General features: G+C 62.5%; 7 protein-coding genes. 2 read left to right on the top strand and 5 right to left on the bottom strand.

The features are described 5' to 3' along the window. Window positions 1–4: 4 nt before the first annotated feature. From O3303_RS02515 to kduD, 3 genes are all read right to left on the bottom strand, one after another. Window positions 5–3,241, bottom strand: coding sequence for a SusC/RagA family TonB-linked outer membrane protein (locus O3303_RS02515; protein ID WP_269560494.1), 3,237 nt, complete (start codon window positions 3,239–3,241; stop codon window positions 5–7). A gap of 49 nt (window positions 3,242–3,290) precedes the next feature. Continuing rightward, window positions 3,291–4,121, bottom strand: coding sequence for a 5-dehydro-4-deoxy-D-glucuronate isomerase (kduI, locus tag O3303_RS02510; RefSeq protein WP_269560493.1), 831 nt, complete (start codon window positions 4,119–4,121; stop codon window positions 3,291–3,293). 157 nt (window positions 4,122–4,278) lie between these two features. Next, entirely contained in the window at window positions 4,279–5,049 is a 771-nt protein-coding gene (gene kduD, locus O3303_RS02505) for a 2-dehydro-3-deoxy-D-gluconate 5-dehydrogenase KduD (protein WP_269560492.1), read from the bottom strand. A 307-nt stretch (window positions 5,050–5,356) separates the two neighbouring features. Here kduD and O3303_RS02500 point away from each other — a divergent pair, with 307 nt between their 5' ends. Then, window positions 5,357–6,385 carry a LacI family DNA-binding transcriptional regulator gene (locus O3303_RS02500; RefSeq protein WP_269560491.1) on the top strand — a complete coding sequence of 343 codons (1,029 nt, stop codon included), beginning with the start codon at window positions 5,357–5,359 and terminating at the stop codon, window positions 6,383–6,385. Between the two features lie 73 nt (window positions 6,386–6,458). Here the strand turns inward: O3303_RS02500 and O3303_RS02495 are convergent, their stop codons facing one another. Both O3303_RS02495 and O3303_RS02490 read right to left on the bottom strand, forming a co-directional pair. Next, the gene (locus tag O3303_RS02495) at window positions 6,459–8,387 is read right to left on the bottom strand and encodes a DUF4350 domain-containing protein (RefSeq protein WP_269560490.1); all 1,929 of its coding nucleotides are present in this window, start codon (window positions 8,385–8,387) and stop codon (window positions 6,459–6,461) included. 292 nt (window positions 8,388–8,679) lie between these two features. Then, window positions 8,680–11,019 carry a glycosyl hydrolase family 28 protein gene (locus O3303_RS02490; RefSeq protein ID WP_269560489.1) on the bottom strand — a complete coding sequence of 780 codons (2,340 nt, stop codon included), beginning with the start codon at window positions 11,017–11,019 and terminating at the stop codon, window positions 8,680–8,682. Between the two features lie 532 nt (window positions 11,020–11,551). On the opposite strand from O3303_RS02490, the gene pncA reads away from it, so the two are divergent. Beyond that, complete coding sequence (gene pncA / locus O3303_RS02485) at window positions 11,552–12,160, top strand: bifunctional nicotinamidase/pyrazinamidase (RefSeq protein WP_269560488.1); 609 nt, start codon at window positions 11,552–11,554, stop codon at window positions 12,158–12,160. The last annotated feature ends 16 nt before the right edge of the window (window positions 12,161–12,176 follow it).

Genomic DNA, 12,176 nt, shown 5'->3' with positions numbered 1-12,176 from the left:
AAATTTACAGGCCCAGGTTCACGCCGAACAGCAGGGCGCGGCTGCGCGGGTAGGCGGCATAATCGACGCCCGGCGTGAGGCCGGTGGCGCGGCGCGTGTTGGCCTCGGGGTCGTAGCCGGTGTATTTCGTGAACGTGTAGAGGTTGTTGCCCGTCACGTAGAAGCGCACCTGCGTGAACTTGGCCCGGCTGATGAGCTCTTTCGGCAGCGAGTAGCCCAGCGTCACGTTGTTGACGCGCAGGAACGAGCCGTCTTCGATGGCCCAGGAGTGCGTGAACAGCTGGCGCGTGGGCTGCCAGAGCTTGGCGTCGGGGTTGGCCTGGCGGAAGCCGTCGAGGGTGGTAATCGGGGCGCCGTTGGCGTCGATGGTGCGGTACCGGTCGGAGGTGATGTCCAGCATGTTGCTGAGCGGATTCACGGCCGAGGTGAACTCAATCTTGTTGGCATTGTAGATATCGTTGCCGTACACGAAGTTGAGGAACACACTGGCATCGAAGCCCTTGTAAGCAAACTGCTGGTTGAAGCCGCCCGTGAGCTTGGGGTTGGCATTGCCGATAACCGTGCGGTCGAGGTCATTCACCACGCCGTCGCCGTTCAGGTCCTTCAGCTTGATGATGCCCGGCATCACCGGCTGGCCCTGCACCCCGGCGTTGGAGGCAATGCCGGCTTTCAGCGTGCCCGTGCGGGTGATGGCATTATAGCTCTCGAAGTCGTCGGGGGTGTAGAAACCGTCCGTCACGTAACCGTACATCAACCCGATAGGGTCGCCGACGCGGGCCACGAAGTCCTGCGAGATGGCCGTGCTGGCCCAGCCCGAGTACACGCCCGGAATGTTGGGCGCGCCGCCCAGGCTCTCAATCCGGCCCCGGTTGAAGGACGTATTCACGTTAGCGGTCCAGGTGAAGTCCGGCGTCTGGAGCACCGTGCCGCTCAACTGCAGCTCCAGGCCGCGGTTGCTGGTCGAGCCGATGTTCTGCAGCTGCGAGCTGTAGCCTACCACCACCGGAATCGGCACGTTCACGAGCAGGTCGCGGGTGGTGTTGTAGTAGGCGTCGGCCGTGAACTGCACCCGGTTGCTGAACAGGGCCAGGTCCATGCCCAGGTTGCGCGACACCGTGGTTTCCCACTTCAGATTTTCGTTGGCCAGGAACGGCACGGCCGCGCCGCCCACCCGGATGTGGTTCAGCCAGTACTCGCCGGCGCCGCCCGAAAACAGCTGCCGGAACGCGAAGTCGTTGATGCGGTTGTTGCCGGCCAGGCCGTAGCTCACGCGCAGCTTCAGATCCGAAATAGACGTAATCGACTTCAGGAAATTCTCCTGCGACACGCGCCAGGCCAACGAGGCGGCCGGGAAGTAGCCCACCCGGTTGCCCGCGGCGTACTTCGATGAGCCGTCGGCGCGGAACGTGGCCGTGAACAGGTACTTGTCGGCGAAGGTGTAGTTGAGGCGGCTGAAGCCCGAGAGCAGGCGCGAGTTGATGGGCACGCTGGTGGTGGGCAGAATCGGCTGGGCCACGGTACCGGCCGGCAGCACGCCCTGGTTGATATTGGCCAGCGCCTGGTTGGAGGTGATATCCAGCGGCAGGAAGTTGGTCTGGATGTACTGGGTGGTGCTGTTCTGCTGGTAGATTTCCTGCCCCACCAGCGCGTCCACGCTGTGCACACCCTTCGAGAAGGAGTAGCTCAGCACGTTGGAGTTGTTGATGGTGGTCAGCACGCCCGAGCTCACCGAGGCAAACGGCAGCGCGGCGTAGTTGCCGGCCTGCTGCCGGATGGTGGGCGAGTAGCGGCCGTTGAAGGTTTCGAGCTTGGAATCGGTGATGTCGAAACCGGCCGTCGACCGGAAAATCAGGTTGGGCAGAATCGTCAGGCCCACGTTGCCGCTGATGTTGGTGGTGCGGCGGCGGTCCAAGCGGTACTCGTTGTCGATGGCAATGATGGGGTTCACCAGGCTCGACTGCTGGAAGAAGTCCTCATCGAACTGGTTAGGATCAATGGCACCCGCCAGCGGCACGGCCAGCGGCTGAAACTGCACCGCGTTGCGCAGCCGCGACGTAACCGTAGACAGCGAGCTGGACGTACCCGAGCCGTTGATTTTCTGGTTGTTGAAGCGCACGTTCAGCCCGATGGTGAGCTTCTCGGTGGCTTTGGTATCGAAGCGGAAATTCACCAGCTTCCGGTCGTAGTCGGAGCCCTTCTGGATGCCTTCTTCCTGGTTGTCGGTGAGGCTCAGCGAGTACGTGGTACCCTTGGCGCCGCCCGCCACCGAAACGTTGTGAGTCTGCTGAAACGCGTCGCGCCCGAACACCTGGTCCTGCCAATCGAGGAACGGCGCACTGCGGCTGGCGTTGAGCGTATCCGACAGGAAGTTCTTGCTGCCGAACGCCGTTTTAAAGGTATTGATGCCGCCAGCGGCCGTGCCGATGGACTGCGCGCGCTCGAACTGGTAGTCCACGTAATCGGCGGGCTTCATCAGGTCGAGCTTGTTGGCCAAACGGCGGAAGCCGGCAAAGCCGTTGTAGGTCACCACCACCTTGCCTTCGCGGCCTTTTTTGGTGGTGATAATCACGACGCCGTTGGCGCCCCGGGCGCCGTAGATGGCCGTGGCCGAAGCATCCTTGAGCACATCGACGGAGGCAATATCCTGGGGCGAAATCACGCTCAGCGCGTTTTCCACCTGAATTCCGTCCACCACGTACAGTGGCGAGTTATCCTGGGTGATGGAGCCGCCACCGCGCACCCGGATCTGCACGTTGGCATTGCCGGGCGTGCCTTCGGCGGAGGTGAGCTGCACGCCGGCCAGGCGGCCCGTCAGGGCCTCGGCGGCGGAGTTCACCGGCACGTCCTTGATCTGCTGCGCGCCCACCGACGACACGGCGCCCGTCACGTCGCGGCGCTGCACTTCCTGGTAGCCAATCACCACCACATCCTCCAGCACCTTGCTGTCTTCGCGCAGCGTGATGTTCACGTCCGTCCGGTCGCCCACCACCACTTCCTGCGCCACGTAACCGATGTAGCTGATGCTGAGGGCAGGGTTGCCGCCGGCCGGCAACGCCAGAGAGAAGCGGCCGTCGCCGTCGGTGGAAGCGCCGTTGGTGGTGCCTTTCACCACTACTGTCACGCCCGGCAGGCCTTCGCCTTTATCGGATTTCACAACCCCCTGCACCCGGCGCTGCTGCGCCCAGGCGGGAGCCGCTGCGCACACCAGCAGCGGTGCGAGCAACAGTAAATTTCTTTTCATGGTGTGGGAATTTGGTGATTGGATGTAAGAGCAAAGCCGGCCGGGAAGGCTAGCGCAAGTCCGGAATGGCCACGGGGTCCATGTCGGTGTATTCCTGGTTTTCGCCGCCCATCCCCCAGATGAAGGTGTAGCCGGCCGTGCCGCAGCCCGAGTGTACCGACCACGGCGGCGAGAGAATGGCCTGCCCCTCTCCCACCCACAGATGGCGGGTTTCCTGGGGCTGGCCCATGAGGTGCAGCACGCGCTGGCCCTCGGCCAAGTCGAAGTAGAGGTAGGCTTCCATGCGCCGGTCGTGGGTGTGGGCGGGCATGGTGTTCCAGACGCTGCCGGCGTGCAGCTGCGTGAGACCCATCACTAGCTGGCAGCTTTGGATGCCGTCGGCGTAGATGTACTTGTAGATGGTGCGCTGATTGGCGGTTTCCAACGCGCCCATGGTCACGGGCGTGGCCTCGGCCTGCGTGAGGCGGGTAGTGGGGTGGCTGGCGTGGGCCGGCGTGGAGAGCAGGTAGAACTTAGCCGGTTCGGCCGCGTCGGCGCTGGCGAAAACCACTTCCCGGGCGTCCTTGCCCACGTAGAGGCAGTCCTGGCGACCCAGCTCATAGGCGGTGCCGTCCACGGTCACGGTGCCGGCGGCGCCGGTGTTAAGGATGCCCAGCTCGCGGCGTTGCAGGAAGAAATCAGCTTTCAGGTTGGCGGGGTTTGGCAGCTCAATCGGCTCTGCCGTAGGCACCACGCCACCCACTAGCATCCGGTCGTAGTGCGTGTATACCAATTGAATATCACCGGCCACAAACAGGTTTTCGAGCAGAAAATTCTCCCGCAGCTCGGCAGTGTTCATTGCCGCTGTTTCGCGCGGGCCGATGGCGTAATACTGACGCATGTTTGGAGTAAATGAGTAAGTGAGCAGCTGAGTAAGGGTGGGCGCTCAGCGGGTGGTATTGGGCGGTGACAAGTATGTCAAAAGCGTGTTGAAAGCAGAGTAGAGCCAGAATAGGCAGCAGAACGATTACTCAGTTACTCAGCCTACTCAGCTACTCTCAACGTCCCATCCAGCCGCCATCCACGGTGAGGATGGTGCCGTGGATGTAGTCGGCGGCGGCTGAGGCGAGGAAAACGGTGGGGCCTTTGAAGTCGGCGGGGGTGCCCCAGCGGCCGGCCGGAATGCGGCCCAGGATGCTGCTGCTGCGCTCGGGGTCCTGGCGCAGGGCCTCGGTGTTGTCGGTGGCAATGTAGCCCGGGGCAATGGCATTCACGTTCACGCCGCGGCCGGCCCACTCGTTGGCCAGCGCCTTCACCAACGAGCCAATGGCGCCCTTGCTGGCCGCGTAGCCCGGCACGTTGATACCGCCCTGAAACGTAAGCAGCGAGGCTGTGAAGATAATTTTGCCGCTGCCCTGCGCCAGCATCCGGCCGCCAATGGCACGCGCCAACCGGAACGGCGCGTCGAGGTTAATGGCCAGCACGTTGTCCCAGTCAGCGTCGGAGTGCTCGGCGGCGGGAGCGCGCCGGATAGTGCCGGCGTTGTTGATCAGAATGTCGATGCGCGGAAAGTCCTGCTGCACCTGCTGCAGGAAGGCGTCTACCTCAGCACGCTGGCTGAAGTCGGCTTGGTAGGCCGTGAACTGCCGGCCCAGGGCCTGCACCTGCCGCGCCGTGTCGGAGCCCTCCAGCGCCAGCGTGGCCGACACCCCGATGATGTCGGCGCCGGCTTCGGCCAGGCCCAGCGCCATACCCTGCCCGATGCCCCGGTTGCAGCCCGTAACCAGAGCCACTTTACCCGTTAAATCGAAGGCGGAAGCAAATGACATGGCGGGAGGCGGGGTTTGTAGACTATTTGAAGAAGAGCGGCCGGCAAATAACTCCCAGAGGGTGTTTGGCCGTCAATAAGGTTAGTGCTTGCTTGCGCCAAACGGAAAAATATGCGGATGTTTATTCGCGCAATCGTTGTCGGGAACGTTGCCACCCTCCGGTTTGGCACCTCTAGCCAGGCTCCGCTGTTGTTAATCAGTGAGGGGTCACTACTTTCAGCCTAGCAAGCGGCCTTGCCTGATTGCGGTGCGGTGTTGTACTTTAGACAGCCGCACCATTTCCACCGCTTCTTTTTCCTTTAATACGTTGGAAACCTACACCATCAAAGACATTGCCCGGGAGCTGGGGCTTTCCACTTCCACAGTGTCGCGGGCCTTGCGGGGCAGCTACGAAATCAACCCCGAAACCAAGCGGCTGGTGATGGAGTGCGCCGAGCGGCTCAACTACCGCCCCAACCCCATTGCACTCAGCCTGAAAGGCAGCGCCAGCCGCGCCATCGGCGTGATTCTGCCCCAGATTGCCAACTACTTTTTCTCGCAGGCCATCAACGGCATCGAGGCCATTGCCTACAACCGGGGCTACCACGTCATCATCTTCCAGAGCCAGGAAAGCTACGAGCGGGAAATGGCCAACGTGCAGCAGGCCATGTCGCGCAAGGTAGACGGTTTGCTGATGTCGCTGTCCAGCGAAACCTCCGACGTGACGCACCTGCAGGACGTGCTCGACAAAAACGTGCCGCTGGTTCTGTTCGACCGGGTTTCAAGCGAGCTGAACGTAACCAAAGTAGTGGCCGACAACTTCGGGGGCGCGTTTGCCGCCACCGAGCACCTGCTGCAAAGCGGGCGGCGGCGCATTGCCCACCTCACCATTCAGCCTTGGCTCAGCATCACGCAGGAGCGGCTGGCCGGCTACCGCGCCGCCCTGGAGCAGTACGGCCTCGAGTACGACGAAAATCTGGTGCGCTACGGCAATTTTGGCGCCGACGAAGTAGGACCCATGATTGATGGCCTGATGCACCTGGACTCGCCACCCGACGCCTTTTTCACGGCCTCCGACCGGCTGGCTGTGGGCTGCCTGCAGGCCCTGCGCCAGCGCAACCTGCACATTCCGGAGGACGTGTCGCTGATCGGCTTCACCAACCTCAACGTAGCCGACCTGCTGGACCCGCCGCTGAGCACGGTGGTGCAGCCCGCCCAGGAAATCGGCCAGATAGCCGCCGAACGCCTCATCGACCAGATTGAGCGCAAACTCCGCGCCCTCCCCATCGAAACCGTCAAAATCCCTACAGAGCTGGTGGTGCGCAGCTCCACCCGGCTGGAGGCCGTGAAGCTGTAGTACCGGCTAAGCACTAAACTGTAATGGCTTTGAACGACTGTAGCGCGAAGCAAAAGCTTCGCGCTACACCGCACTACTTGCGGCCGGACTGTTGCAGCAGCCAGGTTGCCAGGTCGCGGGCGGCGTTGTAGTTCTCGAACGAGGCGGGAATCTTGCGGCCGTCCACGTACTCGTTGTACAGCCACGGGTCACCGACGGCCAGCACGGTGCCTTTGCCAATCTTGGCGGTGGCAATTATGGCGTGCTCGCCCATCTTGACGAGCGGCGTGGCCGGGGCCTGCACTTTCAGCGGAGCCAGCTCCTTGATGTAGGCCGATTTGGCGGTTTTGAAGACGGCGTTACCGGCTGGGATATTCACCCGGCCCTGCTCAAATTCGCTGCCTTTCACCATGTTCAGGTTCAGGGGCAGAAACTCTAGGCCAAAGGCCCGGGCCAGGGTGTTGAAGCGCGGGATTTCGCAGTTGCTGGTGTCGTTGGCCATCAGCACCAGTGTGCCGCCGTCCTTCAACCATTTGGTGAGAGCCTGCACGTCGGCAGGGCGCACGAAGTTGGGCTGCGGGGTTTCCTTTTTGGTATCGGGGTCCACGATGATGAATACGTCCACGCCTTTGAGCGCGGCAGCGGTGGGCGCGGTGCGGATGGTGGCGGTTTGCGCGCCCAGGTCGCGGAATTGCTGGCCCCAGAAGTAGAAGCCGCCGTGCGTGCGGTCGTCCCAGGTGTAGTGCCAGGTTTCCGGCTGGCCGCTCAGCGCGTTTTTGCGCAGCTCGTGGTTGAAGTAATTGTCCACGGCCACGGTTTTGCTAGTTCCCACGGCGCTGGCGGCGGCTTCCATCTCCACGCTGGCCAAGATGAACGGGCCCACACCTTTCAGATCGTTCTTGCGCAGCGGCTCGGTGAGGTAGTACTCGAAGCTGCCGTCGCGGTAGGGCTTGCCGCCGAGGCCGCCCACGCTCACGGTACCGTTGAAGGCCAGCGCGCCGTTTTCCTCGGCCACGAATTGCTTCAGCAGGCCGTCATAGCCGCGGCGGGCGGCGGCGGCATACTTCTTATCGAGGTAGCCCATGCGCACACCCTTCTGCAGGAAATACACGAACATGCTGCTGCCCGAAGCCTCCTGATAGTTGCCCTTGCGGGCCGCCTGGTCCATCACCAGCGCCCAGGTACCGGCGGTGGCATCCTGGTACTTCACCAGCACCGGCGCGAGGCGCTGCACGTTCTGGATGAGCTGCTGACGCTGCGGGTGGTTCTGAGGGAAATAATCGAGCACATCCACCAGCGCCATGGCGTACCAGCCCAGGCCCCGGTCCCAGAAATTGGGCGACTGACCGGTGGTTTTATTGGCCCACTGCTGCTCCCGGCTTTCGTCGTAGCCGTGGTACATCAGGCCGGTTTTGGGGTCCGTGAGGTTCTTTTCAATTAGCGCAAACTGCTTGGCGATGTCGTCGAAACCGGCGGGCTGGTTGAAGGCCTGGCTGTACTCGGCGTAGAACGGCTCGGCCATGTAGAGGCCATCCAGCCACATCTGGTTGGTGTAGATTTTCTTGTGCCAGAAGCCGCCGGCCTTGGTGCGCGGCTGCCCATCCAGCTGCTTACGCAGCTGCTGAGCCGCCAGCCGGTACTTCTCCACCTGGGGCACCGACATCTGCCCCAGCGTGAGCAAAGCGTGGCCGGTGGTCAGGTTGTCGAGGTTATAGTCCTCCAGCTTGTAGGTACGGATGCTGCCGTCGGGGCCCACGAACTGGTCGAGGTCTTTCTGGATGTAGGTGAAGTAGCGGGCGTCGCCGGTGCGCTGCCACACGCGTTCCAGCGCCTTCAGCATCAGGCCCTGCTCGTAGTCCCAGCGGGCGGTTTTGCGGCTGCCGATGAGGATGGAATCGGGGTGCCAGCTGATAAACGCATCAGCCATGCGCTGCGACATGGGCCGCGCCGCGGGCGTGGTCTGGGCCTGGGTGGGTAGGCAGGCCGTGAGTAGGCCGGCCAACAGGAAAGGACGGAAGGACATGGATGGGATTTTATAGTCTCTTGAACGTCATGCTTCATCTGGCGTCCGCTTGCCGAAGCATCTCTACGGCTTCGCCAGAACGTCATTCCGAGCCTGCGAGGAATCTCGCGTGCTGATGTTTGGAATGGCAGCCGCTCCGTAGCCCAGGGTTTAAACCCTGGGCTAGTGAATCGTTAAGGTGGAGCGGTAGAAATGCTTCGGCAAGCGGACGCCAGATGAAGCATGACGATTAGTTTGGCAACGTCAGCACGCGAGATTCCTCGCAGGCTCGGAATGACGTTCTTTTTGTTCGTTACAGCTTGCTCACCGTCACCGTTTTCCTGGCCACCTTCTCCCCCATTTCCACGCCTTTTTTGGCGGGTTTGGTGTCGGTGTTGCGCAGGGTGACGGCTTTGCTGCGGGCGCCCGTCACGCGCAGCAGCAGCTCGGCGCCGGGGGTGTAGCGCAGGTTGTCGAAGCTGACGTTGCGGCTGTTCTGGACTTCCAGCACCGGCTTGGTTTCCTTAGAAAGCAGGGTCACGTTTTTGAGGCGGATGCCGTCGGCTTCCTGGCACACCATTCCTTTGTTGCACTCCAGCACCGTATTTTCGATTTCGATGTTCTGGACCGCCATTTCGGGCAGACCGCGCACCAGAATGCCGGTGTTGGCGCCCTTGCAGGTGACGTTGGTGATGCGGAAGTTGCGGAACTGCGGGGTGCCCTCGTTCAGCGGCTCGGCCTTGATTTCGGGGATGCCGTAGGCCTCGCCGTTCACCTGCACAGGGTCTTTGGCGGCGTAGTACATGTCGAACAGGATGGCCTCGCCGGCAATGTCGGTCATGTCTACGCCGTCTACGAAGATGTTCTCCACCACACCGCCGCGGCCCCGGGCCGTTTTGAAGCGCAAACCCACGTCGGTGCCCATGAAGGTGCAGTTGCTCACGTACAGGTTGCGCGCCCCGCCCGACATCTCCGAGCCAATCACGAAGCCGCCGTGGGCGTGGTATACTTTCGTGTCGCGGATGATAAAGTTCTCGGTAGGAACGCCGCGCCGGCGGCCTTCCGCGTCGCGGCCCGATTTAATGCAGATGCCGTCGTCGCCCACGTCAAACGTGCAGCCTTCCACCACCCCGTTGCGGCAGGATTCCAGGTCGAGAGCGTCGGTGTTCTGGCCGTACCAAGGGTTGCGGGCCGTCACGTTGCGCAGCGTGATATTGTCGCAGAGCAACGGATGAATGGTCCAGGCCGGGGAGTTCTGAATGGTGAAGTCTTCGAGCAGAATCTGCTTGCAGCGCTGCAGACTGAGCATGTTGGGCCGCAGGAAATCCTTGAACTCGGCGAACTTGCTGAAGTCGGGCTCCTGGCCGGCGGTCAGCGTCCAGGGCTTGTTGAGGGTGGAGCCTTGCAGCGAGCCGGCCGAGGGGTACCAGGTCGTGCCCTTCTCATCCACCACCCCGCCCGACTTCACCAGCTTCTGCCACTGGCCGGGGTTGAGCTTTTCCTTCTTCACCATGCGCCAGGCGTCGCCGGCCCCGTCGAAGGTGCCCGGACCGGTAATGGCAATGTTTTCGAGGTCGAAGCCGGAAATGGGTGACTGGTTGCGCACGGCGTCCTCGCCTTCCCAGTTGGTTTTCACCAGCTGAAAATCAGACAGCCGGCTGCTGAACTGCACCAGCGCGCCTTGGGCCACGTGCAGGTTCACGTTGCTTTTCAGTTGAATGGGGCCGGTGAGCCACAAGCCGCGCGGTACCAACACCACCCCGCCCTGCTGGCTGCAGGCGTCAATGGCTTTGCGGAAGGCCTCGGTGTTGAGCGTCTGCCCATCAGCCACCGCGCCGTACTTGGTGATGTTGAAAGTATCCTTGCGGAAAGTGGGCTGCAGCACGATGGGCAGCTCGTAGGCATACTTACCGGCGAAGGCCAGCGGCTTGAGGTGCGCGGCAATGCCGAGATTCTGTTTTTTCACTTCCTGGGCAACTAGCTGGGCTACCCGTTCGGCGCCGTAGGCCGAGAAGTGGGTGTTATCGAGCTTGGGGGCGTTGGCCCCGTTCTGGTAGCTCCAGAACAGCGGCTTGGTGCCGGCGTCGCCGAGCTGGGTGTATAGGGCCCAGGTGGCTTCGTGGGCGTCAATCAGCGGTACTTTCTGGGCTTTGGCTACGGCGCGCACCACGCCGGGGTATTCGCCGTGGTCGTCCTTGCGCTTGCCGGCCTCATCAAAGTAGCGCCGACCTACGGGCGTGAGCAGCACCGGGTTGGCGCCCTTGGCGCGGGCTTCCTGCACGTAGCGGGTCAGGTTCTGGCGGTAGGTGGTCTGGGGGACGGCGTAGCGGGCGGTGTCCTCCTGCTTGCTGTCGTTGTGGCCGAACTGGATGAACACCCAGTCGCCGGGCTTGAGCTGCTCCAGCACCTTGGCCCAGCGGCCCTCGTGCCGGAAGTTGCGGGTGCTGCGCCCGTTCATGGCGTGGTTCTGCACGCGCACGTTACCATCAAAATACTGGCGGAAGTACATGCCCCAGCCCCGCTCGGCCTTGTCCAGCGGCTTGTCCGACATGGTGGAGTCGCCGACGAGGAAAATGGTGGGGTTCCGCTCGTCGGCGGCCGGGCGGAAGGCCAGCAGCAGCACGGCCAGCAAAGCAAGGCACAGGTGTTTCATATCGGGCGGGAATGGAGGCAGGCGAAGCGACGTGGCAACCGGCGGAAAAGCAGTTTCCCGGGATGCCGCCGCCGGTCAGAGCAGTGGACTTGTCAATAAGGTTACTGGAATAGTTGGGCCCGGCAGCACCTACCTCCCCTATTTTTTGCGCAATCGTTATCGGGAACGTTGCCAACGCGCACTGCCATAGTCACCAGCCGGTTGCACAAGCTGCCGCGCGCCTCACTTTGTGCAATTCGCCCTTGCTCACTCCGTTGCCTGGAATTGCATTTTACCTCCTCCAACGTGCTGTACCGGCCGGCTGAGCCCAATACCTTGTTGCGCGACTGTAGCGCGACGCTTTGGCTTCGCGTATCGTTGATAAAGCCGGAAGCACGTAACGCGAAGCTCTACTGCGCGGAGCACCGGAACGTCCGGCGTTCAAGCATTCCCCTGACGCCTTTAGCAGCCACGAAGTGAAACTTCGCGTTACATTTCTGCCGTTTTCTCACCTATCCGCGAAGCCGAAGCGTCGCGCTACTAACCTTCCCGAATGAAAGCTCTCCTGCTGATTGATATTCAAAATGATTTCGTGCCCGGCGGCGCGCTGGCCGTGCCTGGCGGCGACGCCGTAATTCCGCTGGCCAATGCGTTGCAGCCCCGATTCGAGCTGGTGGTAGCCACCCAGGACTGGCACCCGGCCGGCCACGGCAGCTTCGCCAGCAGCCACCCTGGCCGGCAGCCGTTCGAGCAGACCGACCTGCACGGCCTGCCCCAGACGCTCTGGCCCGACCACTGCGTGCAGGGCACGCCCGGCGCCGACTTCCACCCCGCCCTCAACCAGCACCGCATCGAGGCCATCTTCCGCAAAGGCACCAACCCCGACCTCGACTCCTACAGCGGCTTCTTCGACAACGGCCACCGCAAGAGCACCGGCCTAGCCGACTATCTGCGCGGGCGCGGCGTCACGCAAGTTTACCTGGCCGGCCTCGCCGCCGACTATTGCGTGTACTTCTCCGCCAAAGATGCCCTGCAGGAAGGGTTCGAGGTGTTTTTCATTGAAGAAGCCACCCGCGCCATCAGCGTCGAAGGCTACCAGCAGGCCCGCGCCGACCTCGAGCAGCGCGGCGCCCGGTTTGTAGCGGCGAATGAGGTGTTCTAGCGCTTGTAGCGCGAAC

It is taken from the genome of Hymenobacter canadensis (assembly GCF_027359925.1).
GTDB lineage: Bacteria > Bacteroidota > Bacteroidia > Cytophagales > Hymenobacteraceae > Hymenobacter > Hymenobacter canadensis.
This window is presented reverse-complemented; position numbering and strand designations above follow the sequence as displayed.

Excerpts from the sequence above, each read along its gene's own strand:
- O3303_RS02515 (WP_269560494.1), bottom strand. The coding sequence starts at position 3,241 with ATGAAAAGAAATTTACTGTTGCTCGCACCGCTGCTGGTGTGCGCAGCG.
- kduI (WP_269560493.1), bottom strand. The coding sequence starts at position 4,121 with ATGCGTCAGTATTACGCCATCGGCCCGCGCGAAACAGCGGCAATGAAC.
- kduD (WP_269560492.1), bottom strand. The coding sequence starts at position 5,049 with ATGTCATTTGCTTCCGCCTTCGATTTAACGGGTAAAGTGGCTCTGGTT.
- O3303_RS02495 (WP_269560490.1), bottom strand. The coding sequence starts at position 8,387 with ATGTCCTTCCGTCCTTTCCTGTTGGCCGGCCTACTCACGGCCTGCCTA.
- O3303_RS02490 (WP_269560489.1), bottom strand. The coding sequence starts at position 11,019 with ATGAAACACCTGTGCCTTGCTTTGCTGGCCGTGCTGCTGCTGGCCTTC.
- pncA (WP_269560488.1), top strand. The coding sequence starts at position 11,552 with ATGAAAGCTCTCCTGCTGATTGATATTCAAAATGATTTCGTGCCCGGC.